The following is a 25,110-nucleotide window of genomic DNA, read 5'->3' on the forward strand; positions in this document are numbered from 1 at the left end:
AATAGACGCAGATCAGCCTTTCTCCAAACTGTTCACTGATCCAGCAAACGGCTTTGCCCTTCGATTTTTTGGATCTCCGTAATGTCTTGCGTGACTTCTAGACAACCTAAATAGATGCCCGCTTCGTTTTTTAATGCAAAATAGCGAATATAGATTTTACGGCCTCGCATATCGATCCAAAATTCAGCAGTCTCCCGTGTGCCCGCTCGAAAATCATCCAAAATCTGCTGCACGAGATGCATGCTTTTCGGTGGATGGCAGTTGACGACTTCACGGCCTAAAACCGAATTCGTTCGTGGAAAGACGCGACTCTTGCCTTCTGAATAAAAGCGCACCCGCTCTTCACTATCTACAAAGGTCAAGTCCACTGGCAACGTTTGAAAAATCGCCACCAATTGTTCAAATTGCAAATTACCAGTAGGCAATGAGAGGGTCGGCTGTTCAGCAATTTGCGGCGAATTTTCCGTTTCTATGACTTGAAATTCATCGAATCCTAAACCGGCTGCGATGCCGGCGGTTGTTTCTTGGGATTGTTTGATCGCCGCCTGCCTTGCGGGTTCTGCCGCCTGTTCCTTTTCAAGAGCTTCTTGGCTCGGTTTCCAAGGAAGCGGTTCTGGAATAAAGGCAAAGCCGATGTCTAAACTGTCAGCCGCAATTTGTTCCCAATCTTTAAGACTGAAGACATCCAGCGTCATTGGCACCATGATTTCTTCTTCTTTGAAAATCATCTCTTCGATTTCGTTTTTGACCGCTTCCCATTGGACAGCAATCGGATTATAGGCAGTTTTTTCGGAAGCCAAAAGCTCATTGAGCGCTTTGATCATGACCCGAATATTATCATCGACACCCCACATCACTTTTGGCGGTGCAGTGATGCCGTACTTCTCCATGTAAGAAAAAATCAACGTTTCTTTTCGCGCATAATGTTTGTCGATCTGCATTAAATCATTGCAGGCAGCTTTTAGACGCTTTTTAGGCGTCCAATCACCGGTTTTTATTTTAGCTAAGAGGCTATCGATCTCATCGGTCAACAAGGATTGCAGGACTTGGTTCTCCAATTTCAGAGTATGCACAGGATGGCCTGGTTGCCCATATTCTTCATTGGAGTGATGGATCTCATTGATCGATCCTTTAAAAACAGCAGCATGAATATTGCACAAACGCTGAATCTCAGAAGGGTCCAACCCCGTTTGGATCAAAGCTTTTTCAGCAGCAGTGATCTCCGTCACATCCACACCATCAAATTCTTCGTTAAACAAGCGTTTAGCTTCTTCAAAGGAACCGCCTTGGTGAAGCAAACTCAGTATTTCGACGATCCGTTCTTGTCTTTGACTGTTAGTTTTCATTTCGTCGCTCCTTTCACAAGAAACCCTTGTTTTTCGAAAGCGAGACAAACCCTTTCCAAGGGGATCTTCTTCATCTGAGCCCCTTTGGGAATCGTCATGTAACGTCCAGCAGTTTGTAGCATCCCTGGTTGATTGATCGCCGTAAACCCTATTTTACTCATGATTTCTTGTATTTCAGGGTATTGTGCCACAAGTTCATAGAGCGTTTTTGACAGATCGATTTCTTTCATAGTAAGGTCTTCCTTTCAGTGAGAATGATTCTCAATAAGATATCCTTAGTATAAATCATTTTGTTCAAAAATACACGAACTGCCGTAAACATTTATCAATCGATCATTCTTTTCTAAGATTGTCGGTAACGGCACACCACTTTTTCCAACCAATCGATACTGGCAAAAAGCAGATAGCCCATCAAAGCAATCAGGAGGATACCCGAAAGCATTTGTGGGTAGTCCATTTTTGACCACGCACTTAAGATCAGATAGCCGACACCATACGTCGTGTTATAGTTTTCGGCAAAAAAGAGGGAAGCCAACGCGATCCCGATACTGACCCGCACACTGGCAAAAAGTGCTGGCATAAGCGCGGGCAAAATAACGAAGCGCAAGACATGGTGCCATTGGTTGGTATAATTTTTCATGACCTGAAAATACGCTGGTGGGATCTTCGTGACTGCATCACGAATCGAGACGATCACTTGAATGACGATCACCGCAAAAATCAAGAGAATTTTTGAGAGATTGCCTAAGCCAAAGAAAATCATAAAGACAGGTAAAAACGCAACTTTAGGAATCGGATATAAAAAGTAAAGCAGTGGACCAAGCAGCCGATCCACTCTTTGGGATCGCCCAATCAAGATTCCTAACGGCACCCCGACTAGCAACGCCCCACTCAACGCCGCAAATACCCGCAGCAAACTGGCACCTGTGTGGATCAGTAAGACTTCTCGCAGTGCCCAAAAACGTTCGGCCGTTTCTAAAGGATTAGGCAGTGAGCGATTGTTGGTCACCCAGCTTACGCCCCACCAAACCACGACAAACGAACAGAAGCCCCAAGCAAAAGATTTGATGGGTTTCATTGCCTCGCCTCCCTCATTTGTTCTTTCAACTGCAAGACGACTTCATAAAAAGCCAACGAGTCTCGTTCCAGCTGGCTGCCGTAAAATGGATTACTGATCGGCGTAACGTCCTGATCTTTTAGCAACAAAATCGTCTGCCCCAAAAACACTGCCTCTTCAGGATCGTGGGTCACCACGATTAAGCTGTTTTGTCTGCGCTGCTGTTGAGCAGCGATCATGGCTTGTGCGTTTGCTTTGGTTTCTTGGTCCAGTGAAGCAGTCGGCTCATCCAATAATAAAACATCGGGCTGTGTGATCAGTCCCCGCCCCATGGCAGCCCGCTGTTTTTGACCGCCGCTAAGCTGATGTGGATAGCGGTCCTGCACCTGCGTCAATCCCAACTCCGCCAAACAGCTTGTGACCCGTTTTTTACGGCTCTCACTGGGTGTTTGATTGATAAGCAGCGGCATTTCCAGTGCTTGGTAAACTGTTTGCCAAGGAAACAAATGCAGTTCTTGGAAAACGACCTCGATGTTGTCAGGGGAACAGCCTTGGTAAGTGATCGTGCCTGATTGCGGTCGCTGCAACCCTTTGATCAAGGATAAAAGCGTGCTTTTGCCAATCCCCGATTCTCCCAGCAGCACATAGGTCGTTCCTTGTTCAAAACAAAACGAAAGATCCTTAAAAATGACGGTTTCCCCATACGTAAAGGAAACGGAATCGAATCGAATACTCATCAGAGAATAAACTTCTTTCTTAAAATTATTTGTGTTGGTTTTCACATTTTATGCTATACTATTTTTTGCGTGATTGACAAGAAAGGATGGTTTATGATGTTTCAGACCCTCGTATTTCATGAAATACGTCCCGAAGCAGAACTTTATGATCAGGTGCGCCCGATCAAAGTCGCAGACGGCTATCAAGATGCCTTGCCTCTGCCCTTATTCAATAGCACTTCTCATTTTAAACAACAAATCGACTTTTTGAAAGCAGAAAATTACCATACGTTGACCCTTGCAGAAGTCAAAGATTTTTATTTCCGGCAGCAGCCGCTACCAGAAAAATCCGTGTTGCTGACCTTTGACGACTGTTATCAATCAATGAAAGAATATGCCTACCCACTGTTGAAGGAAGCTGGTTTCAAGGCCACTGCCTTTGTCGTGACCGGCTGGCTTTTTGATGCCCCTCAGCCTTACGAACCAGAAGTTTCGCGGACATTGAGCAGTGCCGAATTAGCCGAAATGAGCGATGTCTTCGAATATGCCAATCATACCGCTCATTTTCACGAACGCAAGAACCAGCAAGGGCGGTCAATGTGGGAAACACCGGCAGCCTTTGCGCAAGACTTACGAAGCTGCAATCAGCACGTGGCCATCAAGGATGTTTTTGCCTATCCCTTTGGCTTTTATGATCAGCAGACGATCGCAACACTAGAAAATGAAGGCTTTGTTCTGGCATTTACAACCAAACCAGGCATCAATACGACAAAAACCAAGCCAATGGAACTCCATCGGGCAGTCATCCCGTTCTCACTACCAATGGCTGCTTTTGAACAACGATTTAGAAACGAGGAAATGAACCAATGAAAAAAACGATTTTAGCAAGTATCCTAGCACTATTCGCTGTTGGCGCTGCCGCATGCGGCAACACTGGCGAAACAGCAAGTACCAGCAATTCCAGCACTAGCAGTACAGAAGCTGCGGTAACGGATCAAACATTGACGATCGGGGTGTTACCAGCAGAATCAGCGATTCCGATCATTCTAGCAAAAGAAGAAGGCTTTTTCGAAAAGCAAGGATTGACTGTGGAACTCAAATCCTTCACTTCCCCGAATGACCGCAATGTGGCGGTGCAGGCAGGCGAGCTGGATGGTACCATCAGCGATGTCATGACAGAAGCGACCTTCAAGCAAAACGGCATCGATATGACGATCACTTCTGATATTTTGGAAAACTTCAAGATTCTCGCTTCACCGAATTCAGGGATTACTGAGATGAAAGGGTTAGCGGATAAAAAAATCACCCTTGTACCGAATTTCATTTTAGAATACATCATGGATCAATTTGCACAAGAAAATGATTTTACTTATGACATCGTGGATATCGCTTCTTTTTCTGCCCGTTCCGAAGCATTGCTCAATGACCAAGTCGATGGCGCTGTTTATACGGAACCGCAAGCCAGCATGTTGGCTGCCCAAGGGGCGATTGTTTTAGGCAGCTCTAAAGATGCTGGCATCAAAGGCGGGACGCTGCAATTTATGGACGAAGTCATCCAAAATCGACCGCAAGACCTAAAAGCATTCTACACTGCTTACAACGAAGCCATCGATTACATGAATGCTCATTCAGCAACAGACTATGCCGACATCTTGGCAGACTATCAATTTCCAGATGCTATGAGTACTTACTTAGACAGCCAGGAAGACTATCCTTATGCCCAAGCTGTACCGCAAGAGCAATACGACGCGATCATTGCTTGGACGAAAGACAAAGGACAAATCGACCAAGCATATTCCTACAACGAGTTGACCAATTTCGATTTTTTACCCGCTGACGAATAAGAAACAACAAAAAAGACGCAAATGCGTCTTTTTTGTCTTTTCACTTCTTTTTGACACTCTTTTTTGCTCGTGGCAAGAAATTCAGGTATACTTTTGACAAATCAGCTGCCATGAAAGGATTTGATTTAATGCCAACGATCGCTGTTTATGCCGACCAGAAAGAAGATACTTGGGAAGCACACTTGACTCACCAGTTAAAAATAAATGAAGAAAGGACCCAGGCTCATCAAACATTCCATAACGAACCTTTAACGATCGACGAATACTTCTTTACAGAAGATCCTGCCCCTTTTCATACGAATCAAGCCGTCAAGCAGCAATTAGCAAGCAATGGCCGCAGCTGTCTGCCACTCGTTTATGTCGACGATCAGCTATTTTGCCAAGGTCGCTTGCCAACGATCCGTGAATGGGAACAATTGACGAAATCTGGGATCACTGTGCAATTTGATGAGTAGCAGCCACTGTTTTCTTTGCCAGACAAAACAACGCACCACGTGCCAATCATAAGCGTTTAGTTCTCCCCCTTCGCGGCAACTGCGTCGGTAACGCCTTTTTCTTCTTCCGTTAAACTTCGTTCGCTGATTTTAAAGAATGGATAGTAGATCGCCACACTAATCAGTAAGGAAGCGATACTCCAAAGAACAGCAGGGATATTGCCGCCGGTTGCAAGGTAAGTATTGATAAAGGGCGGTGTGGTCCACGGTGGATTGAACATGATTCGCCCAATGACATTGGTGACCGACAAGAAATACGTTCCGACACATAATACAAGGGGTGTCAGGATGAAAGGAATCATCATAATAGGGTTCATCACGATCGGAAACCCAAAAATGATTGGCTCATTGATACAAAAAATAGCAGAGGGCAAAGCCATCTTCCCTAGGGAACGATAGGCTTTTTTCTTTGAAACTAACATGTTGATGATCAGCCCCAGTGTTGAACCAGTGCCTCCATAGCACAAAAACATGATATAAAACCCGCCTGCAAAAATGTTCGGTAACGGTTCGCCTGCAGTGTAGGCTTCGGTATTGGCTGCTAATAAAGCTAGAAAAATCGGATCGCCGATACTCCCCATCACATTGCTGCCATGAATCCCTAAACACCAAAGCAACAAAATCAAAAAGGTATACAACAGCATCCCAGACAATGTGTTTAGACCAACTGCCAGCGGTGAAAAGATGGCTTGCACGAATTGATTGACATTAAATTCCAACAAGACCCGAATCACCCAGGCACCAGTGATGATGGCAGCTCCGGGAAGCAAGACCGAAAAACTCTTGGCAACTGCGGGCGGCACTTCTGCTGGCATCCGAATCACTAAGCGGTGCTTGAGAAAAAAGCGATGGATCACTACTGTCGCAATCGCTGTGACGATTCCTGTAAACAGACCAGACGCCCCCAAAGAAGCTGGATCGATCGTCCATTCTTCCCCCGCCTGCAGCAGCAAAAACGCGCAGACTGCCAACACGACAGAACCGATCCGATCGATCTCATACGAAGCCGCCAAATAGTAGGCGATCCCGATACAAGCGGCCAGTCCCAAAATCCCAAATGTAAAATTGCTGGCGGCGCCTAGTTTGATGCCAAACTCCCCGACAAACTCGGTCCAGCCGGGAAAAGGCAGATTGGCTAAAATCAAAAAGAGACTGCCGATAATCGTCAGCGGCATCGTAACGGCGACTCCGTTACGTACGGCAACTAAAAATCGATTTTCACTGATCCTAACCAATCTTGGTGCAAAATTTTCCTGAAACCCTTCAATCAACCGATTCATCCTGTCTCCTCCTACTAAATATCTCGCTTTTTTAATAAGAGTAGCATAAAAAACGCTTTCTGCATTTTTAGAACACTCGACGCCTTCCCGATTCCAAGAATACTGCTGGCTAGCTGTTTCTTTGCCAAATGGGTAAAGCCCCTGCCAAATCACGTTCCTTCGACCAAGCGATGGCACCTGACAGCAAAAAGAAACTAATGACCGTCCCTTCCCTCACCGCTAGCGGTAAGCCCAAACTGATCGCTAGCAAGAGTGCCCCCGAAATACAGACTGCATCAACGCCATAACGGTACTGCTTAAATGTCCAACGACTGCGTTGCGCCAGCAAATGACACCAGTGCTCGATTGGAAATTTCAAGACCTGCAACCGTAGGACTTGTCCCGTCGCCGTTCCAGAAATCAAGATCCCACCGATCAAAGCAGCTAGTTGGCTCCAATAATTCGTCAAGTGCAGCGATGCCAAGAAGTAGTAAACAAAGCCATTGATCAAATAGCCGAAAGCCAGCAAAGCGAAAAACATAATCAAGTACTCACTGCCTTTTTGTTTGAGGGACGTCTGCCGCCGATCCAATAGCCAACAGGCAGCTAAAAAGCCCAAGTTGATGGCTGTTGTGATGGTGCCGACTTTGATTCCTGACATCGTTGCCAGCGTAACATTCAAGGCATTAAAACTACTGACCCCAACGCTTGCTTTAATGGTCAAGCTGATCCCGAATGCACTCAGCCCATAAAAAATCCCTGATCCTATCCATTGCTTTTTATTCATTTTTTCTCCCACACTTTCGTTTTTGCTTTTCTAAGTATGTGCTATACTGACTAAAAACAAATAGGAGATTTCTCCTAGTTTGGAGGAAAAAAGTGAAAAAAACCACTTATGCCTTGGCAATAAAGCAGGTACCAATCAAAGAAAGCTGCCCCTTGCCGATTCCTGAGGAGATTTTACAACAAAGTGCCCTCTGGACCTTTGATCATCGAGAAGCGATCCAAAAAGAAACGGTGCCGATGTCGGTCTTTTTCGTCCTATTGACTGGAAAAGCCAAGATCATTCAAACGCAAGAAAACGGCAAACGTGCCTTGCTGCAGTTTCTCCATCCTGGTGATTGCATTGGCGATCTCACGTTGATTGGCGCCGAAACAGTACCGAAAACCGTGGTTGCGATCGGTGAAACAACATGTCTGGGCATTCCGATGCAAGCAGCAGCTCACGGGCTCATGCAAGACCTGGCTTTCGTACAAACACTAGGCAAAACTATCGGTGAAAAATTGCTGCTGCGTATGGATCATTTTTCCGTCAATCAAACCTATCCCTTAGCTTGGCGCCTTGCTCATCTACTGTTGGAAGCTTCGATCGATGATCTTTTTCAAGAAAAATTGACGGAGACCGCAGAATACTTAGGCGTGAGCTATCGCCATTTGACGTATACCTTAAAAGATTTCAAAACGCAAAAACTAGTCACAAAAACTGAAGACGGCTATCGGATCGATGCGCCTGCGCTGCAGACCTTTATCCAAAACCAACAAAAGCAGTAACAAGCAAATAACGACAGCGAAATAGTTGGTATGATGCCCCCCTAAAAGCCAGAGAAAAAGCTGACTCTTGGGGGTGCAACAAGAAAAACCAACTGTTTGCTGTCGTTTTCGGATCGTTGCTTTATTTTTTCGCCAATGCCCAAGCATTGACAGTAACCGTGCCGGTTCCGCTGAGAGCGATCGCCTCGGTCCGTTTTGGATACACGCGAGAGGTCAAACAATATTGCCCGCCATTTAGGAAGATCTCAATCGAAGACGTATCGACAAAAATCTGCAGCTGCGTCAGTTCATCGACCTTGACACTGCGCTGTTTACGACCGTAGCCAGAAACGCCATGATGGATCGTGAAGACACCAGCTTCATAAGCCAAAGTCGTATCTTGCAAAAGTCCAAGCTGGAACTGCTGCAATGGGGCTTCCGCCGTAACTTGCAACTCATATGCCAATTCATCGAAAGACAAGTGCTGCGGTTTCTCTGAAAGCACAATTTTTTGTCTGACTTGCTTGTCTCGCAATTTTTGGAATTCTGGCAAAGGTTCTTGATACAACTGGTCATTTTTGACCGAAAGCTGTCTTGGCAGCGTTGCGGCATGCTGCCAGCCGCGAGGGGTCGTAGGATTGCTGTATTCAGGACTGGTATCTCCTAGCCCCATCCAGCCCCACAAGATCCGACGTTTCTGCTCATCTTCAAAGGTTTGCGGGGCATAGAAGTCAAACCCATAATCAAGTTCACGAAACGCAGAAGTTTCTTTAAACGTCAGGGTTTCCCAATCCACCTCACCGATCAGATACCCTGATTGATGAATATTTTGGTAGGCATGTTCTTTGGCTGCCAAGCCTTGCGGTGAGAAGACCAACACATCTTTGCCATCTAAATGGAAGTAGTCTGGGCATTCCCACATGTAGCCTAGAGCATAGTCCTCACCGAAAAAGATTCCTCGATAGGTCCATTCATTTAAATCCGTCGATTCATAAATCAAAATTTTCCCTTCGTTTTCCAACGTACGCGCGCCTAGCAGCATATAGTAGGTGTCTTCGTGGGCAAAAACCTTTGGGTCACGAATATGATCGGTAAATCCTTCAGGGTAGTCCTCATGAGGAATCACGACTTCTTGCTTTTCGACGGTATAGCCGTCTTTGCTGATTACATGGACCGTGTTTTGTTCTCTTCCACTAAAGGTATAGTCATGATCACCAGGATGTTTGACATTCCCAGTATAGAAGAAATGGATCGCGTCATTATCGATAAAGGCAGAGCCCGAGTAGACCCCGTCTTTGTCATAGTCGTGTTCGGGAGAAAGAAACAGCGCTTCTTCTTGAAACGTGACATAATCCGTCGACGTTTTGTGTCCCCAGTGAGGTGGTTCCCCGCCATGGGGCGTTTGCGGTACATATTGATGGTAAAAATGAACCACGCCTTTGAATTGGCAAAGACCATTCGGGTCGTTCATCCATCCTGTTTCTGGCATCAAATGATAGTTCAAGCGCCACGCATCAGCACTGATTTTTTCTGCTAATTCGTTTTGTGTTTGGGCAAGCTGTGCCCAGTATTCCTTCGTTAACAATGCGGTACCTCTTTTCTCTTGCCGATGAACAGCAAGGGATTATTTATTGATTCAACTCTTTGGCTAGCGGTTTGCGCTGCAATTGGACACCAGCAAAACCGACTGCAAAGGCAATCAAAATCACGACAACGTATTTCAGCATGGCACCGAAATCTCCAGTATACAACAACAGTCCTGGTATAAAAGTGATGCCCATCCCAGTGGCAGCTAATTGGAAGACATACGTCGCAAACCCGCCGACTGCGCCCCCCAGCATGCCTGCGCCAAAAATCCGCATCGAGCGTAAGTTGACCCCAAATAGTAAAGGTTCAGTGATCCCAAATAAGGTTGGAACCGCCGCACTGATGGCATTTGAGCGTTTGACTTTGTTTTTATAAATAAATGCCGCAGCGATCGCAGCCCCGAATTGTCCCGCCATACTTGCTGTACCTAAGACTTGTAGGACGTTTTCGCCTGTCGTATTCAATAACCCTAACTCAATAATACTTAACGAATGGTGCAATCCAGTGATCACGATCACTTGCTGAACCCCTCCGTAAATGATATAACCGATGCCCAATGGCGCTTGCACCAAGTAGACGATACTGTTGATGACTGCTCTTTCAGCTACTTGCAAGATTGGTCCTAACGCAAACAAAATCAAGCCTAAAGTAATGACGATCGTTAAGAATGGTGTCACGATCAAATCCATCATTTGCGGAACAAATTTACGGAACCATTTTTCTAGCTTAGAAACTAAGATCCCGACAATAATTGCTGGAAAAATCGACCCTTGATACCCAGAGATCGATAAACCGAATAAGTGCAATGGCTCTGCATCCCCGCTGGCAACTGCCCAAGCGTTCGGCAATTGCGGTGCCACCATCATTAACCCTACCACGATCCCGATGATCGGATTACCGCCGAATTTTTTCGTCGCACTATAGGCGATCAAAACAGGTAAAAAGGCAAAGGCTGTATCCGTTAACATTTCAAACATGGCTAACCAGTCAGCACTATAGGTGACCCCCAACTCGGTCAATAACCCCCGAATCCCCATCAAGAGCCCCGTCGTTACCAAAGCTGGAATCAATGGCACCAAGACATCTGACAACGTGCGGACAACTTTTTGGACGGGTGACAGATTCGAATAAACATCATCTTTGAAGCCAGCTTTTTCAGCGGAGGCGTCATTGCCCATTTCTGCTGCGAAGGCTTGATAAACTTCATTGACTTTTCCTGTTCCAAAAATGAACTGATGCTGTCCCGTGTTGAAAAAATAGCCCTTGCTGCCCTCAACTGCTTCCGCTTTGTCTTTATCTACTAACTGATCGTCTTTCAAAATCAAGCGCAAACGTGTGGCACAGTGTTCAAAGTTTTTGACATTTTCTTTGCCGCCAATAGCTTCTAACACTTGGTCGATCGTTTTTTGTTCCTTCATTTTTCCCACTCCTTTGATCGTCGGTTCATTTGTGGAACCGGTTCTACATCTGTAGATTAACAGAAACCGTTTGCAATTGCAAGCAAAGAAAATAAAAAAACAGAACGCCGCAAATGGTCGTCCTGTTTTCTCTAAAAATATTTGCTTTATTTCTCCTGCTTTTCACGCTTGGCAGTCGACTGTTTGACCACTAATCGATTCGGCAATTCGATCACTTCAGGAACCTCTTCCCCTTGCGTCAGTTTTTGGATTGTTAAGACGGCATCGATGCCTAATTGGACATAGGGATATTGGGTCGTTGTGATGGTCGGATAGACATAATCCGTCGAATCATAGCCGCCAAAGCCGTTCAAGGAAAAGTCTTGCGGCACTTGATACCCTAGTTCATGGGCGGCTTTCAATACAGCAACAGCAATATTGTCGGTAGCACAGGCGATGTACGTTGCCGGTTGATCTTTCAAGAACACAAGGGCTTTTTGGTACGTTTCTCTTCTTGAAAAAGACGTTTCGATAAAGTCGACTTTGACGTTGGGGGTTTGTGCCAAGACATCAAGAAATCCTTTTTTCCGCAAGACACCTACCGCATAATCATTTTCGCTGACACCAACAAATAAATAACGTCGGTGGCCAGCGCTGACTGCATATTCTGCCATGGTTTTGCCAGCTTGATAATCTTCATGGACGATGGAATGAATGCCAGCTAACTGTTGACCTAACAATAAAACAGGCATAGGAACCTCTGCCAGCACCGCTTGCAGCTGCGGCGTGATTTTGCGCGCAAAAAGGATCATCCCTGCTACTTTTTGTTTGACTAGCATTTCGATATTTTCTAGTTCCCGTTCATCGCTTTGATCAGAGTTGGTGATCAGCATTTGATAGCCGTTTTCCCGAGCCGTCGTATCGATCCCTTTTAACACATCATTTGTCGAGGGCGAATTCAATCGAGGAATGATCACGCCCAGCAATTTCGTGTCTTGGGCTTTCAGCGATCGAGCAAATGTATTGGGGCGATAACCAGTTTCAGCAATGATCTGATCAATTTTTTTGCGCTTTTCTTCACTGATATAGCCATTGTTCAGATAGCGGGAAACCGTACTTTTCGCTACTCCCGCCTTTTCAGCAATGTCCTTGATCGTTGTCATGATTTCCCACCTTTGCATTTTCTTTTATTATAACAATAACTGAAAGAAAAGCGCAGGTTTTGCGTAAAAATTGTTGGGTTGGGCGGTTTTGGAATGAAGCTTCACTTCAAAGTAATCTTACAATCAATGAATGGTTGAGAAACTAAAATCTCCCTTTACAAGCTATGGCGAAGATCGATCAGATCATTGAGCATATTTTTTAAGCAATACACCGCCATGATTCGTCAGCAGATAAACCACGGATAGTAAACCATTATTGGATTCTGAACATTTTTATAGCAAGCGACATATAAGAAAAAAACCAGTTAAGCCACGCTTAGCTGGTTTTTCATTAGTAGAAATCCAATCCTAAGTTTACATTAAAACGCCTCTATCACACATTCAAAATCCACATAAACCCAAGAAAGACAAAGAACAAGCCGTACATGATCGGTGAGACTTCTTTGCCGCGTTTGGCTGCTAACATGGTGATTGGGTAAAAGATGAAGCCCAAGGCGATCCCATCGGAGATGCTGTAGGTCAACGGCATGCCTAGTAGAATCAAGAAGGCTGGGATTGCGATTTCCATTTCGTGCCATTTGATTTCTCGTAGCGATTGTGCCATCAGCACACCTACGACGATCAGTGCTGGTGCCGTCACTTGGGAAGTAACAACGGATAGCAATGGTGAAAAGAACAAGCCGAACAAGAAGAAAATTCCAGTCGTCACAGCAGTCAAGCCAGAACGACCGCCCACGGCGATCCCAGCGGAAGATTCCACATACGCCCCTACTGGTGAGGTCCCTAATAAAGAACCGGCGAGCATGGCAGTGGAGTCAGAAGCAAGTGCTTTGCCGACTCGTGGCATTTTGTTGTCTTTCATGAAGCCAGCTTGATTGGCAAGTCCCACCAAGGTGCCTGCGGTATCAAAGAAAGTGACGAGTAAGAAAGTCAGCACCACGACCCACATTTGCAGGGAGTTGATGTCTCCTACATGGTTGAGCGCCACTAAGAATGTGGAAGAAATACTTGGTGCAGCAGAAACGATACTGGACGGTGCTTGGATCAAGCCAGTCAAAAGACCTAAAACAGTTGTTGCGGCCATCCCGATAAAAATTCCACCAGGAACTCGGCGAACCATCAAGACGGCAGTGATCACTAGACCAAAAATCGTCAGCCACGTCGTACCGACACTCAATGAACCTAGTGCCACAAGGGTCGAATCGTCGGAAACGATGATCCCACCTTCGCTCAGTCCCAAAAAGGCGATGAACAGACCGATCCCGCCAGAGATGGCGTATTTTAAATCAGCAGGGATCGCATCAATGATCAGCTCCCGTAATTTGAAGATCGTGATCACGATGAAAATCAGTGATGCCACAAAAACGCCAGCTAATGCTGTTTGCCATGGAACCCCCATTCCAATACAGACTGAATAAGAAAAGAAAGCGTTGATCCCTAATGCGGGTGCTGTAGCGATCGGATATTTTGCTAAAACCCCCATCAAGATACAGCCCAATGCACTGGCTAACGCCGTTGCTGTAAAGACGGCACCTTCGTCCATCCCAGATGCCCCGAGGACCGTTGGATTGACGAATAAAATATAGGCCATTGAGATAAAGGTGGTGAAACCAGCTAAGATTTCTCGTTTGACCGTTGTTTGTAAGGTATCTAGCCCAAAAAAGGAATTGATTTGATTCTTCATTTTTACTCCTCCAGCAATCAAGCAAAGGTGTCGCAATTGCTTGATTTTTTATAATGAAAACGACGAAATCAATCATAAACCAACTTTATCTGCAAGTAAATATTATCCGGTTAAAAAAACCAATAAAACGCTTTTTCCAACATCTTACCCTTAGCTGTTTTTAATCAACGTGTAACGACTTCTCATTCATCAATTGCTCCAGCTGTTCCTTGGTGGTGCGCTTGATGGAAAGCTTTGGCAACTCGTTCAACGCAAAGTAATCGCTGTTGGAAGTTTCACTGTTTTTGATAAAGTCCCCTGCCAGAACCTCACATTCAAAGACCAACTTATAGTATTGAAACACTTGCGGAATGTCTTGTCTTAGATTCGTATCAAAAATTGCTCGCAGCTCCTTCACCTCTACTAGCAAACCGGTTTCTTCCAGCACTTCTTTTTTGATGTTTTCCCGAGGCGTCAAGCCAATCTCTGCATAGCCACCCGGCAGTGACCATTCTTTCGTCAGGCTGTCTTCCACTAGCAAGATTTTTTCGTCTTTTTGGATCAATGCTCGTACGTCGACTTTAGGTGTAGGATACCCCTCATTTTTTTCTGTTAAAAGGGTCAACGCAGCTGCGTCTTGATCCACGACGGTACTCATCAAATGCAATGCCAACTCTTTGATTTCTTGGTATCGTTCCTTATCGTACACATCTTTGCCATAGTACAAACCTGCTTCAGCGATCGATAACAGGCGTTTGTATTGCGCAAAATAATCTTTCATCCATTCCCCGCCTTTTCCATTTCTCTGTTATGCTTCTTATTCTAGAGGAAATCGGCGGTTTTGCAAAAGAAAGTCTTCTGAGACATAAGAAACAATCCGTCTTGCTTTGACAGCTAAACTTCCCCAAAAGCTGAATCATGAGAAATAGCTCCTCAAAAAAAGCAGTTGGCATGTACCTAGAACAGGTATAACGCCCACTGCTTTGCTTATTTACTTAGCTCAATTGCGATTCTCTCGATCAATGGGCGATAATCCACTTGCTTGTAATCTTCCACATTGACTTCGATAAGCTCCCCTAACTGAAAGTCATCGTAACGGCGATCGCTGATGATTTGCCGAAACGCTTCTTTGGTTATATGGTTGGTTGCAGCTTGTCTATCTTCCAGCACATCCCCGTAATGGTATCGTTCCATGATAAAACTCAAATGACGGTCATCCGCTCGATCACGTATGAAACGTCTTTCCCATAAGGTTTCAAAAGAAGCAGTCAAGCGAATGGTCAAGCACTCATAACCATAGCTTTGGGCGAGAAAAGTTAGCAATGGCTTCTGTTTTTCACTAAAAGGGTATTCCGAGACCACCAAGCGTTTTCCTAAAGACATGTACAAGCCCAATGCCTGATAGTAAAAAGGCCAAACATACTGCTTTTCGATCTGGGCTTTTTCTGCCAATGAATCAAAGCCGAGGGATTCGGCATAGCACTCTTTGATTTCATCTGGCGTAAGAGCGAAAAGATCAGGAAAACGTGTCTTCAACAGATCCAGTAAATAACTTTTTCCAGTTCCAGGGCTGCCTGCCAATAAAACAAGCATCTTTTTGCGTACCATCTATTTGCCGATCGCAGTCGGCGCTTTCGTATTCATGAAAAGACCGATCTTGTGCTTGACGATTTCTTTGATGGCTTCATTGGATGGGATCACGTTGTGACGCAATGATTTGTTGACTTCCGTTGCCCCAAAATTTTCTTTCGCAATCTTCGTCCAGTTCACCAACAATTCAGTACCTACATTAAACTTACGAATGCCGTTATTGATCAATTCAGGATAATCTTCTTCTTTGACGCCAGTTCCTCCATGAATGACTAGCGGCACGTCGACGACTGCATGGATCTCCTTCAATAACTCAACATTCACTTCGGTTTTGGAGCGGAATTGACCGTGATTGGTTCCGATAGCGATGGCTAGCGCATCGACGCCAGTAGCAGCGACAAACTCTACCGCATCTTCTGGGCGTGTGAAGACTTTATCGTCTTCTTCCACATGAATGCCTTCTTCTGTGCCGCCGATCGTTCCTAGTTCTCCTTCGACGGACACCCCATGGGCATGAGCGTATTCTACGACTGCGCGCGTTTTCAAAATGTTTTCTTTGAAGGGCAAATGCGAGCCATCATACATCACCGAGCTATAGCCGCTATCAATCGCCGCTTTGATCTCATCGAAATCTCTGGCATGGTCCAAATGCAAGACAGCGTCCACCAGCTCGTGATCGGCAATCGTTTTGACGACATTGACCAAGACATCATAGCCGATGTATTTCGCCGTATCGATACTTGTTTGAATGATGATAGGTGCCCCCATCTCTTTGGCTGCCCGTAGCATGCTTGGCAGCATTTCTAAATTATGGGTATTAAAAGCCCCCACTGTAAAATTCAATGCTTCTGCTGTTTTCGTTACTTCTTTTAATGTTGTATACATCCTTGATTCCACCTCGTCTAGTTTAATTGCCGCTGATCGTAAGTTGTTTGGCGATTTGCCGCATTTCTTCCATTTTATCCATGTAATAGTCGATCTTTGCATCATCGCCATTTCGTGCGGCGGTGGCACGCTGAGCATTGTAAAGGGACATCAGTTTTTTGTAGCCGTCCCCGATCGATTTCTTCGCCTGCAAACTTTTTTCCAATGCGTCGATCGCTTCTTCTGTGCGAGAAAGTTTTGCCTGGGCTAAGCCTAACGCTTCATACAATTTTGCCTGTTCGTCGATGTCGGTTTCTGCTTGCAACTGACTTTCTAAAGTTTTAATAAGCGCTTTTTCCTCTTGGCTTTCTTCAGCGGTCAAAGGAACCGCTGGTGTTTCTGTGGGCTTTTTTTCTTTTTTGAAAAAAGAGAACATGCGTCTTCCTCCTAGCGATTAAAAGTTTTTCAACAATGGACTGATGATCCAAGCATATAGCAGGGCTGCCGTGACGGTATCCACATCAGTTGCCGTAGCGTTAACAAAGCCCATTTGATTGAAGATCGTCACAAGTAGTGCTGGTAGTAACGTAATGAAGAAACCGTGGAAGATCCCTCCGATGATCGCCCCTCGACGTCCACCGACCGCATTGCCGAAGATCCCAGCGGTACCGCCGGCAAAGAAGTTCGTCAGCATCCCCGGCAAGATCATCGCCAAGCCAAAGACTGGTAAAACGAACATGGCGATGACTGTCCCAATCGTTGTAGTAATGAAGCCTAAAATAACTGCGTTTGGGCTATATGGGAAGAACACCGGGCAATCGAGTGCTGGTTTTGCATCGGGCACCAATTTCATGGCGATCCCACGAAACGCCGGGACAATCTCGCCTAAGAGCAATCGTACACCGGCTAACAAAACATAGACCCCAACCACGAATTGGATGGCTTGCAAGAAGGCATACATGATATAGTTTTGATCACCAGAGAGCGTAGAAGCAAAGGTTTCTCCAGCAAACAAGACCGTCACGATATACAGTGGAACCATCACGACCATGACAGAAAGATAGGTGTCTTGTAAAAATTCAAAAGAACGTGGCAGTTTGATGTCTTCGATCGATTTTTTCTTCTCGCCTCTTTCCCCAAACAGATAGGCAACGCCTGCTTCAAAGAGGTAGCCGATCGTACAAAAATGTCCGAGAGCAATGTCGTCTGAACCAGTGACTTTGCGAATGATGGGCTGAGCCATCGCTGGCATCGCTACGGCAAAGATCGCCCCAATCAACCCACCGACAAGAATCAAGACAACGCCCCGTAAACCAGCGAAATAGCCAAAGACCGTCGTCATGGTCGCCATCCATAAAATGGCTTGACCCGTCAAGAAAATATATTTCCATTTTGTAAAGCGTGCCAATAAAATATTAAAAACAAAGATGGCTAAAAATGTCAGCGCTATGTCCCGACCCAAGCCCAACTCATTCATCGCTTGCCCGTTGATGGCTTCGATGGAAGGAATTATGCCTTGCATGTCGAATCCTTCTGTGAAAATCTCGCCGAAATAGGTCAAACTACCGACGATGATGCTAGAACCAGCGCTTAAAACCTGGAAGCCCAATAGCGTCTTCAAACTTCCTGAAATGACTTGACCTGCTGACTTTTTCTGAAGCAACAGCCCTAACATCGCGATCAAAGCGATCGTGATCGATGCCTGCGTTAAAATATTATCAATGATAAAATTGATGATGCCCATTTTTTCAAACTCCCTTCGTCATGCCTCTTCCTTACAGTGCGCCTTTTTCCGTTAATACTGGGGTGATTTTTTCTTCGATTTCTGGTTTTGAAACGATGTTGCGTAAATAAATGATTGCGGTTGTCGGGTCCAAAGCAAACTTTTCAAATTGCGTCCGAAAATTCTCTGCCGTAATGATGATGTCTGGTTTCATTGATACTGCTGATGAGATATCGACATGATCCAATTTCGCCTCCACTCCTAATTTCGTTAAGACATCTTCTGTTGACATCTGAGCCGCAAAACTGCTGCCAAGACCTGCACCGCATACGAATAAGATCGATAATTTGTTCATGATTTTTTCCCCTTTTCTTGTTTTTTATGAAAATAGCAATGATTGAAAAGCTTCAATCGTGGAACAAGCCAGCAACTGCGTGACTTTTTCTTCATCATTGATCAGTTCGATCAATTCCTTCATGATGGCAAGATGAGAGTAGGAGTCCACCGCAGCCAAGCAAAAAATGATTTTGACAGGGTCCATTTCTGGGTTCCCAAATGCGACTGGCGGCGCCAAGGTGAGGACACTCACACCCAACTGCTGGGCGCCATCTTCTGGTCGGGCATGCGCAAGCGCCAAATGTTTGCCAATGACGATATAAGGACCGTATTCCTTCACCGCAGCAACCATTGCCTCGATATAGCGTTTTTCGATGATCTGTTCTTTTACTAGCGGCTGCGCCGAGCGTTCAATGGCTTCTTCCCAATTTTGAACAGGAACATTTAATTGAATATGACTAGCGGATAAAACATCTTTTAACATTGGCTGAATCTCCCTTGCATTAATGGCTAATTGATTTTGTTCAAACAAGTGTGTCAATTTGCGATAGGCGGCAGCATCGACCGTCCCACCGCTTTCTTCAATGACTGTAAGCAATTGATTGAAGAACAGCGTGGCATTTTTTTGGTCAAAGGCGATCCGCTTGAATTGTTCATTGTTTTTTAAGAAACGGCGGATCACTTGGTGATTTTCTTCATTGATGATCGGTGGGATCAGTAATACCGGCTTTTCTCGATAATCGATCTCATAGGTTGAAAAAACTAGATCCACATCGAATTTCGTGATCAAATTGACTTCTTGTGAATTCAAGACTGCCGCAACTTCTACTTCTGGAAACTTCTCCTTGAGGCTGGCTGCCAGCAGATTGCCGGTTGCCATTCCATGGTTACAGACGACGACCGCCTTATAGATCGTAATAATCTCGTGGTTCAATGAACTTAGGGCTGTAGAAAAATGGATCACGAGAAATGTCAGTTCATCTTCCGATAGTGGTTGACCGACGATCTCTTCGATCGTAGGAGCGAACCCCTTGACGGCTTGGTAGATTTGTCCATAATTTTTGCGAACGGTCTCTTTGATCGGATTGGGTACTTGAATACCGCTCTTGGCTCGAACGATCAGCGCTGCCATATGTTTATACAATCCCTCTAACAACTCTTCTTCCTTTTTACTAAAAGGGATCTTGGTTTGGCATTCCACAAATTGGATCAGCTGCAGCGACAAGAGTTGCGCATGCGCCCATTCGATGGAATTGGACAAATCTTTAAAATTCAGTGATTCGATGATGAAAGAAAGATAGTTGACTTCGATTTCTGGTGGCTCGATCGAAAAGGTTTCAGCGATCGCCTGGATATAGGCTGACCCTTGGAGCGGATTGCTGGAAGCAGACCAGTTCATGCGAGTGATAAATTCCTTCATTCTGATACGCATCAGCCAAATGGCGGTAAACAATAAAATTTGGCTGCTATACAACTCATTTTGATTTGGCGGCAACACTGCTTGCATCACTAGTTGGATCTGTTTGATTTCTTTTTGCGGCAAATAGCGATAAAGCAATTTAGTAAAGACTAAATCTGGGGTCTGTTTATCAAGTGGCAACCTACCGATCCGCTGATTGATGATGTCAAAAATCATCGTCCGAATCGCTCGTTCCGATCCATTCAACCGCAGTCCTTTTTTTCCTAGGCTGATGATCTCAATGCCATATTTATTGATGTCCGCCCGCAAACGGCGCATGTCTTCATCCATGCTGCTTTTTGATATCTGGTACGCTTCTTCTTTTTTATTCAACACCAGGATCTCATTTGAAAAGGTCAGATGCAGCAGCAGATCAAAACGACGCTCTTCACGGGTCATATATTCCGACTGTTGTGCCTGTAATGCCTGCCAAACGATGGCTTGCTGTTTCGAGGTCAGTTTCAAAAGGATGCCCTTTCCTCGAAGAGTTTGGATCGGTCGGATGTGTAAGTCAGCAAGAAACGTGTTGATCTCATTCAAATCATTGCGGATCGTCCGCCCACTCGCTGCGGTCTCTTCTGCCAGTTGTTCGATGGATAGTGGATAATCAGTCACCAACAGGCGATGCAAAACATCTACGATTCGTTTTTTCACAACTTTCTCTCCTTCTCTGATTTGAGTATATGATTTCGCTTACAACAAAAAAAGTAGATGTTTCTGCCACTTTAGTTTGCAAAAATGTAAACGCTTCTATTTCGAAATAGGAATCTTTGCTCGATTATTTCATATTTTCCTTATTTTTCCTATCCGATGGAGAAAACGTTTAGATAGAGGATCAGATGCAAAAAAAGCAAGAGCAGCTGCTCTTGCTTTTCGATGATGGTGCATTCTATTGTGTTTGATCCGTCGTGTCTTCTGGCTTATTTCCCAGCGCTTGCTCCATTTGCTTTACTGCCCAATCCATTAGAAAGATCAACAGCATTGCCAGCACGCTGCCAATCAATGCCCCTGAAAAACGCAATGGGATCAATTTCAGTGGCGTAAAACTAGTACCGATCGTCATTAACAGCAGGACTTGTGGGTTGGTAAAGAAATTAGCAACGGTATAATTGACTGGCATAAAAAACTCCGTCAATATGTTTAGAATGATCAAGACAACTGCGATCGCTTCAAGGGGCATATGCAAGGACATCAATAAGAAACCCAGCAGCAGCCCTACGATTCCTCCCAGTACCCTGCCGATCGTGCGATTTTTGATTTTTTCCATATGTTCCCCTGCCAATACGGCAGCAGCGGAAATCAAGATCCAATACCCGTTGCTGTCCCGCAACAGATAGGCAATGTAGGTCGCAATAAACAATATCAAAGAAAAGTGCAGTGCTTTGATGACCATTTCTGGTTGCTGAGATAATGCCAGCGAATATTTCTCGTGCAAGCTCAGTTGTTGAAAGGCCGTTTTTTCTTCTTTCAACGGTAGCTGTTCAGCTAACGAAATCACCAGTCCAGCAAGCAATGAGCCTGCGATGCCGTAAAGCAAATAGGAACTGTGGTGCAAGATTTCTCCAAGATGAGCGGCGTGAAAGTTAAAGCCGGTGGCATAAAGCATCAACACGAAGAAATAATCCGGCTTGGGGATCCGCATCACTTTTGACAACAAAAACGCGGAAAACGATAAAGCACCGATAATAAAAGGCGCGCTCCAAGGAATCAGTGCTGTCCCAGCGCCTAAAATAAAGGCCAGCAGCAACGCCGCCCCGTGGGTCAAAATGGCGCGCAGATTATAAAAAAGGGACCGATGTTGAAAAGCTAAGTATGAAAAAGCCCCCATCGCCCCCACAGAACTTATCAAAGGGTCCTGAACAAGGATCCCTATAAACAAAGGAACCGCCATCGCAAACCCTGATCCTAACGGACGCAAGACTTTTCGTTTGTCTTTCATGCAATTCCTCCTATCAAAAAAATATGTACGATGATACAGCGTTTTATAAACAACGTCCTAAACTAGTATACGGAGCAAAAGATGAATATGCAAATTTTTTTCAGAAACTTTTCGATATAATCGTATCGATGTTTTCTTGATCAAATCATACGCTGGCACAAAACAGCCCATACCAATAAAAAAAGAGAAGCATTCGCTTGGCAATAGACTACAAGCGAATCTCTCTACCTTTAGGCAAAATATTCTTCAATGAAGTGCTGGTGATTGTATCAACTATTAGTATTTCGCAGCATTCACCCGTTAGAATAACACTTGATGCACTCAATCAGCTAGTGTCTCACCCTAGTGATCACATGGACAGACTCTTGATACACCGACACGAGTCATTACCTTTGTTGCTGGTGTCTGGCGCGAATATTTCTCTCAATAGATAATTGAAACACTAAAGCACCGAAAACGGCGTCTTCAGTGCTGACCAATTTTCTTTTGTTTACTGCAAACGCCATTGAATGATTGGTTTGACAACGAGAATTGCTCTATAATCCTGTAGAATCGCCGTTTTCAAGCACTTCGATTAATCATAAAAAAGCTGACAGGGACGAGTGCTCTTTCAACCAACTGGCAAGAATCATCGGTTGCTTCTCTGCTTTAATTTTTCTTGGAAAAATCACCTTTTGCGATGGCTTTGTTCGTACAATAGTGGCCTTTGCCATGGGTCTGACGGACTTCCACCAATTTTTCTTGAATCATCTCGAGGATCACCATGAGATTGTCTTCATTGGCAACAAAGTCCAATTGATCCCCATCAATTTGCATTTTCGGACAGACATCAAAGTTTTCATACCATTCATCGTATCGCTGATTCAATTCTTTGTAATAGTCATACAATGTCGGATCATTGGCAATTTGTTCATAGGAACGCCCACGTTTATTGATCCGTTCAATCATTGTATCCAAGGAAACCTTAATATGAACCATTAAATCTGGATGTTTCAACGGCGCCGATTCTTCCAATTCCCGCAGCATCGTATTCAACAGGTTATCGTATTGTTCGACCTCCATCGGTGCGATGCGACCTAGATCCGCATTTAGATGAAACATCAAACTGTCCTCATAGATGGAGCGGTCAATGACATTGTCATCATTCGATAACGCTTCCCGCATCCCTAAAAAACTTTTGTTTAAGAAAAAAATCTGCAATAAAAAAGCGTATCGTTCTGGATTGGAATAAAACAATGGCAGAACATCGTTGTCCTCCACGTTTTCATAAAAAGGCTTCGACGCCATTTCCTTCGATAAAAAATCAGTCAAACTGCTTTTTCCTGCCCCGATCGTACCTGCGATTAATAACACATTCATCCATCCTTTATTAAATATAGTCACCGACAAATGCTCGGTGCGCCATCTCTTCAAAATCATACGTTGTTCGTGCCGCCAGATCAGTCAAATACGCTTGCACCGACTCCGTCAACATCAGATTGACCGCCGCGGCTTTTCCTGAAAAGCGATCACTGGTTTATTTCGTACGTGTGCTGCGCCGATTTCAAAGGCTGTTCCCGGATCAGTGATTCCTTCATGGTAATCCAAAACGGCAACGACGACGTCGGCTCGTGTCAATTCCAGCATGTCTTTTTCAAAAACTTCTCTCGCCCATTCCGGTGTATAGGGTTCAGATGAACTTTTTTGATACAAGCGCGGCGCATAGACCGCCAAGGGCTGCGGGTCCTCAGCTAAACTGCTTTCTGCTTGATTGAGTCGTGCGATTGGTTCGTTTGAAAAAAACGGTCCAGCTAAATAGACCTGCTTCATCCTGCCAAGCACTCCTTTTTTGAACCCTTCTCCGCTAATCGCTGGATCAACGTCTCAACGTCAGATAGGACAAAGAGCGGTTCCGGCAGTTCAGCCCAAGCAAAGCTGGAAGCTTCGAACATAGTTTGCAGCGGATTCAGTCCATCCTTCAAGCCTTCGGTCATCAACACACTGATCGGCTTGCCTGATAATGGCCCAAGAGTCATAAAAGAGCATGCTGATGACAACTCCTCTAGTGTACCAAATCCACCAGGTAATACAAGGTAGGCATCGCTCATTTCCAGCAATTGTTGCGTTTGTTCCTCCCTCGTATCCGTATAGAACTCAGTGTATGTGCTTGACCCAGTGACAATTGGCGGCAAATCTTCTGCAAAGGAACCTGATGGATAGATCCCCGTCACTGCGCCTTCTTTTTCAAAGACCCCTTTCACGATCTCCCTCATCAAGCCAGCCAAAGGGCCGCAATAAACCAACTCGATGTGATTTTTTGCTAAGGCATTGCCGATGGCACGAGCGGTCTTTGCCAACTTTTTCTCATTTTCTAAATGGGTGCCGCAACATACAGTTACTCTCAAAAACAACAGCTCCTTCTTCACTACATCTGCTATTTTACACAATCCCTTAAAAAAGTAAACACTACATATTGTGCGTCATTTTGATAAAAATCGATCTATTCACTATATATTGTATATAGCCGTTTACATCTTTTCGCTTTTCCTTAATCGTTACAAATCTTGAAAATAGCAGACAAGAAAAAACAGAATCAGCTTCCATCGATTGCCTCATCCCTCTTTCATCCCACATAAAAAAACACGATGCAGCTAGGCTCGTGTTTTTTTATCCATCACTTTTTTTCTCTTGTCCAAGCAAAATTTAGCAAAAATCTGTATAAAAAAATTATTTTTCGTCGGTGGCTGCTTTCAGCTTTTTCAAATCCTCTTGCTCGACAAAAAAGGTCACTTCTCCTGTTTCTAAATCGACGGATGCTTTGACTTCAACCCCTCGTGGGAAAAACTTGCTGGCATCAGTCTCGATTTTCAAACGCATCGTTCCGTCTTTCAATCCAGCACCATAGGTCATCGTACGAAAGCTCTTTTTCATTCCTGCTCGCTCCTTTTTTAATAGCTCATCGACACTGCACCCATAAAGGGTACTCAGTTTCAATAAATTCAAACTGTCTGGTACCGTCTTGCCGGTTTCCCAATTTGAGATCGATGTACGGGTCACTAAAATTTTTGTCGCTACTTCTTCTTGGCTCATTTGCTGTGTGACTCGATGGTTCTTTAATGCTTCCCCAATCGTCATCTTGGCCTCCTTCTTCTACCTTAACGCAG

26 protein-coding genes are annotated in these 25,110 nt (G+C 44.8%); 4 read left to right on the top strand and 22 right to left on the bottom strand.

Going from position 1 to position 25,110, the window contains the following annotated elements:
• Window positions 1-32 precede the first annotated feature (32 nt).
• From A5877_RS03795 to A5877_RS03810, 4 genes are all read right to left on the bottom strand, one after another.
• Window positions 33-1,346: a DUF438 domain-containing protein gene (locus A5877_RS03795; RefSeq protein WP_086316402.1), complete on the bottom strand. Its 1,314-nt coding sequence runs from the start codon at window positions 1,344-1,346 to the stop codon at window positions 33-35.
• Window positions 1,343-1,576 (bottom strand): DUF1858 domain-containing protein, encoded by a 234-nt coding sequence (locus A5877_RS03800; RefSeq protein ID WP_008379040.1) that lies wholly within the window; start codon window positions 1,574-1,576, stop codon window positions 1,343-1,345. Before A5877_RS03800 ends, A5877_RS03795 begins: the two co-directional genes overlap by 4 nt.
• Window positions 1,577-1,689: 113 nt before the next feature.
• Window positions 1,690-2,424, bottom strand: coding sequence for an ABC transporter permease (locus A5877_RS03805; protein ID WP_008379042.1), 735 nt, complete (start codon window positions 2,422-2,424; stop codon window positions 1,690-1,692).
• Window positions 2,421-3,140, bottom strand: a complete 720-nt coding sequence (locus A5877_RS03810; protein ID WP_228100732.1) for an ABC transporter ATP-binding protein — start codon at window positions 3,138-3,140, stop codon at window positions 2,421-2,423. Before A5877_RS03810 ends, A5877_RS03805 begins: the two co-directional genes overlap by 4 nt.
• A gap of 96 nt (window positions 3,141-3,236) precedes the next feature.
• Between A5877_RS03810 and A5877_RS03815 the strand changes: the two genes are divergently transcribed.
• The 3 genes from A5877_RS03815 to A5877_RS03825 are packed head-to-tail and all read left to right on the top strand — an operon-like array spanning window position 3,237 to window position 5,418.
• On the top strand, window positions 3,237-3,989 hold the full coding sequence (locus A5877_RS03815; RefSeq protein ID WP_176257005.1) for a polysaccharide deacetylase family protein: 753 nt from the start codon (window positions 3,237-3,239) through the stop codon (window positions 3,987-3,989).
• Window positions 3,986-4,963 (top strand): ABC transporter substrate-binding protein, encoded by a 978-nt coding sequence (locus A5877_RS03820; RefSeq protein WP_086316405.1) that lies wholly within the window; start codon window positions 3,986-3,988, stop codon window positions 4,961-4,963. The genes A5877_RS03815 and A5877_RS03820 overlap by 4 nt, the downstream gene beginning before the upstream one ends.
• 50 nt (window positions 4,964-5,013) lie before the next feature.
• Window positions 5,014-5,418 (top strand): arsenic metallochaperone ArsD family protein, encoded by a 405-nt coding sequence (locus A5877_RS03825; protein WP_086317419.1) that lies wholly within the window; start codon window positions 5,014-5,016, stop codon window positions 5,416-5,418.
• Between the two features lie 56 nt (window positions 5,419-5,474).
• On the opposite strand, the gene A5877_RS03830 is transcribed toward A5877_RS03825, so the two are convergent.
• Together A5877_RS03830 and A5877_RS03835 are read right to left on the bottom strand one after the other, a co-directional pair.
• Window positions 5,475-6,737 (bottom strand): PTS sugar transporter subunit IIC, encoded by a 1,263-nt coding sequence (locus A5877_RS03830; RefSeq protein ID WP_086316406.1) that lies wholly within the window; start codon window positions 6,735-6,737, stop codon window positions 5,475-5,477.
• Window positions 6,738-6,846: 109 nt separating this feature from the next.
• On the bottom strand, window positions 6,847-7,503 hold the full coding sequence (locus tag A5877_RS03835) for a YitT family protein (protein WP_086316407.1): 657 nt from the start codon (window positions 7,501-7,503) through the stop codon (window positions 6,847-6,849).
• Between the two features lie 92 nt (window positions 7,504-7,595).
• Between A5877_RS03835 and A5877_RS03840 the strand changes: the two genes are divergently transcribed.
• The gene (locus A5877_RS03840) at window positions 7,596-8,267 is read left to right on the top strand and encodes a cyclic nucleotide-binding domain-containing protein (RefSeq protein WP_086316408.1); all 672 of its coding nucleotides are present in this window, start codon (window positions 7,596-7,598) and stop codon (window positions 8,265-8,267) included.
• Window positions 8,268-8,388: 121 nt separating this feature from the next.
• On the opposite strand, the gene A5877_RS03845 is transcribed toward A5877_RS03840, so the two are convergent.
• The 16 genes from A5877_RS03845 to A5877_RS03925 all read right to left on the bottom strand — a co-directional run bounded on the left by A5877_RS03845 (window position 8,389) and on the right by A5877_RS03925 (window position 25,081).
• Window positions 8,389-9,831, bottom strand: a complete 1,443-nt coding sequence (locus A5877_RS03845; RefSeq protein ID WP_086316409.1) for a glycoside hydrolase family 32 protein — start codon at window positions 9,829-9,831, stop codon at window positions 8,389-8,391.
• A 43-nt stretch (window positions 9,832-9,874) separates the two neighbouring features.
• Entirely contained in the window at window positions 9,875-11,251 is a 1,377-nt protein-coding gene (locus A5877_RS03850; RefSeq protein ID WP_016613622.1) for a PTS transporter subunit EIIC, read from the bottom strand.
• A 146-nt stretch (window positions 11,252-11,397) separates the two neighbouring features.
• Complete coding sequence (locus A5877_RS03855) at window positions 11,398-12,393, bottom strand: LacI family DNA-binding transcriptional regulator (protein WP_008379063.1); 996 nt, start codon at window positions 12,391-12,393, stop codon at window positions 11,398-11,400.
• Window positions 12,394-12,766: 373 nt separating this feature from the next.
• Window positions 12,767-14,077, bottom strand: coding sequence for an NCS2 family permease (locus A5877_RS03860; protein ID WP_008379064.1), 1,311 nt, complete (start codon window positions 14,075-14,077; stop codon window positions 12,767-12,769).
• Window positions 14,078-14,237: 160 nt separating this feature from the next.
• Window positions 14,238-14,837: an NUDIX hydrolase gene (locus A5877_RS03865; RefSeq protein ID WP_086316410.1), complete on the bottom strand. Its 600-nt coding sequence runs from the start codon at window positions 14,835-14,837 to the stop codon at window positions 14,238-14,240.
• 206 nt (window positions 14,838-15,043) lie between these two features.
• Window positions 15,044-15,664, bottom strand: coding sequence for a zeta toxin family protein (locus tag A5877_RS03870; RefSeq protein WP_086316411.1), 621 nt, complete (start codon window positions 15,662-15,664; stop codon window positions 15,044-15,046).
• Window positions 15,665-16,531 carry a class II fructose-bisphosphate aldolase gene (locus A5877_RS03875; protein ID WP_010747730.1) on the bottom strand — a complete coding sequence of 289 codons (867 nt, stop codon included), beginning with the start codon at window positions 16,529-16,531 and terminating at the stop codon, window positions 15,665-15,667.
• 22 nt (window positions 16,532-16,553) lie between these two features.
• Window positions 16,554-16,946 carry a hypothetical protein gene (locus A5877_RS03880; protein ID WP_086316412.1) on the bottom strand — a complete coding sequence of 131 codons (393 nt, stop codon included), beginning with the start codon at window positions 16,944-16,946 and terminating at the stop codon, window positions 16,554-16,556.
• Window positions 16,947-16,964: 18 nt separating this feature from the next.
• Complete coding sequence (locus tag A5877_RS03885; RefSeq protein ID WP_008379073.1) at window positions 16,965-18,254, bottom strand: PTS sugar transporter subunit IIC; 1,290 nt, start codon at window positions 18,252-18,254, stop codon at window positions 16,965-16,967.
• 31 nt (window positions 18,255-18,285) lie between these two features.
• Window positions 18,286-18,588: a PTS sugar transporter subunit IIB gene (locus A5877_RS03890; protein WP_005225455.1), complete on the bottom strand. Its 303-nt coding sequence runs from the start codon at window positions 18,586-18,588 to the stop codon at window positions 18,286-18,288.
• A 24-nt stretch (window positions 18,589-18,612) separates the two neighbouring features.
• Window positions 18,613-20,682, bottom strand: coding sequence for a BglG family transcription antiterminator (locus A5877_RS03895; RefSeq protein WP_086316413.1), 2,070 nt, complete (start codon window positions 20,680-20,682; stop codon window positions 18,613-18,615).
• Between the two features lie 235 nt (window positions 20,683-20,917).
• Window positions 20,918-21,967 carry an FUSC family protein gene (locus A5877_RS03900; protein WP_005234658.1) on the bottom strand — a complete coding sequence of 350 codons (1,050 nt, stop codon included), beginning with the start codon at window positions 21,965-21,967 and terminating at the stop codon, window positions 20,918-20,920.
• A gap of 648 nt (window positions 21,968-22,615) precedes the next feature.
• Window positions 22,616-23,326, bottom strand: a complete 711-nt coding sequence (locus tag A5877_RS03910; protein ID WP_034872337.1) for a deoxynucleoside kinase — start codon at window positions 23,324-23,326, stop codon at window positions 22,616-22,618.
• Window positions 23,327-23,440: 114 nt separating this feature from the next.
• Window positions 23,441-23,776, bottom strand: coding sequence for a nucleoside 2-deoxyribosyltransferase (locus A5877_RS03915; RefSeq protein ID WP_016613630.1), 336 nt, complete (start codon window positions 23,774-23,776; stop codon window positions 23,441-23,443).
• Window positions 23,773-24,351: an LOG family protein gene (locus tag A5877_RS03920; protein ID WP_086316415.1), complete on the bottom strand. Its 579-nt coding sequence runs from the start codon at window positions 24,349-24,351 to the stop codon at window positions 23,773-23,775. The genes A5877_RS03915 and A5877_RS03920 overlap by 4 nt, the downstream gene beginning before the upstream one ends.
• A 322-nt stretch (window positions 24,352-24,673) precedes the next feature.
• Window positions 24,674-25,081: a helix-turn-helix domain-containing protein gene (locus tag A5877_RS03925; protein ID WP_086316416.1), complete on the bottom strand. Its 408-nt coding sequence runs from the start codon at window positions 25,079-25,081 to the stop codon at window positions 24,674-24,676.
• Window positions 25,082-25,110: the final 29 nt, after the last annotated feature.

The organism is Enterococcus sp. 3C7_DIV0644, from assembly GCF_002141235.1.
Taxonomy (GTDB): Bacteria; Bacillota; Bacilli; order Lactobacillales; family Enterococcaceae; genus Enterococcus_D; species Enterococcus_D entomosocium.

Excerpts from the sequence above, each read along its gene's own strand:
- A5877_RS03795 (WP_086316402.1), bottom strand. The coding sequence starts at position 1,346 with ATGAAAACTAACAGTCAAAGACAAGAACGGATCGTCGAAATACTGAGT.
- A5877_RS03815 (WP_176257005.1), top strand. The coding sequence starts at position 3,237 with ATGTTTCAGACCCTCGTATTTCATGAAATACGTCCCGAAGCAGAACTT.
- A5877_RS03865 (WP_086316410.1), bottom strand. The coding sequence starts at position 14,837 with ATGAAAGATTATTTTGCGCAATACAAACGCCTGTTATCGATCGCTGAA.
- A5877_RS03900 (WP_005234658.1), bottom strand. The coding sequence starts at position 21,967 with ATGAAAGACAAACGAAAAGTCTTGCGTCCGTTAGGATCAGGGTTTGCG.
- A5877_RS03860 (WP_008379064.1), bottom strand. The coding sequence starts at position 14,077 with ATGAAGAATCAAATCAATTCCTTTTTTGGGCTAGATACCTTACAAACA.
- A5877_RS03820 (WP_086316405.1), top strand. The coding sequence starts at position 3,986 with ATGAAAAAAACGATTTTAGCAAGTATCCTAGCACTATTCGCTGTTGGC.
- A5877_RS03830 (WP_086316406.1), bottom strand. The coding sequence starts at position 6,737 with ATGAATCGGTTGATTGAAGGGTTTCAGGAAAATTTTGCACCAAGATTG.
- A5877_RS03885 (WP_008379073.1), bottom strand. The coding sequence starts at position 18,254 with ATGGGCATCATCAATTTTATCATTGATAATATTTTAACGCAGGCATCG.
- A5877_RS03835 (WP_086316407.1), bottom strand. The coding sequence starts at position 7,503 with ATGAATAAAAAGCAATGGATAGGATCAGGGATTTTTTATGGGCTGAGT.
- A5877_RS03925 (WP_086316416.1), bottom strand. The coding sequence starts at position 25,081 with ATGACGATTGGGGAAGCATTAAAGAACCATCGAGTCACACAGCAAATG.
- A5877_RS03805 (WP_008379042.1), bottom strand. The coding sequence starts at position 2,424 with ATGAAACCCATCAAATCTTTTGCTTGGGGCTTCTGTTCGTTTGTCGTG.
- A5877_RS03910 (WP_034872337.1), bottom strand. The coding sequence starts at position 23,326 with ATGAATGTGTTATTAATCGCAGGTACGATCGGGGCAGGAAAAAGCAGT.
- A5877_RS03870 (WP_086316411.1), bottom strand. The coding sequence starts at position 15,664 with ATGGTACGCAAAAAGATGCTTGTTTTATTGGCAGGCAGCCCTGGAACT.
- A5877_RS03875 (WP_010747730.1), bottom strand. The coding sequence starts at position 16,531 with ATGTATACAACATTAAAAGAAGTAACGAAAACAGCAGAAGCATTGAAT.
- A5877_RS03800 (WP_008379040.1), bottom strand. The coding sequence starts at position 1,576 with ATGAAAGAAATCGATCTGTCAAAAACGCTCTATGAACTTGTGGCACAA.
- A5877_RS03810 (WP_228100732.1), bottom strand. The coding sequence starts at position 3,140 with ATGAGTATTCGATTCGATTCCGTTTCCTTTACGTATGGGGAAACCGTC.
- A5877_RS03890 (WP_005225455.1), bottom strand. The coding sequence starts at position 18,588 with ATGAACAAATTATCGATCTTATTCGTATGCGGTGCAGGTCTTGGCAGC.
- A5877_RS03855 (WP_008379063.1), bottom strand. The coding sequence starts at position 12,393 with ATGACAACGATCAAGGACATTGCTGAAAAGGCGGGAGTAGCGAAAAGT.
- A5877_RS03915 (WP_016613630.1), bottom strand. The coding sequence starts at position 23,776 with ATGAAGCAGGTCTATTTAGCTGGACCGTTTTTTTCAAACGAACCAATC.
- A5877_RS03850 (WP_016613622.1), bottom strand. The coding sequence starts at position 11,251 with ATGAAGGAACAAAAAACGATCGACCAAGTGTTAGAAGCTATTGGCGGC.
- A5877_RS03880 (WP_086316412.1), bottom strand. The coding sequence starts at position 16,946 with ATGTTCTCTTTTTTCAAAAAAGAAAAAAAGCCCACAGAAACACCAGCG.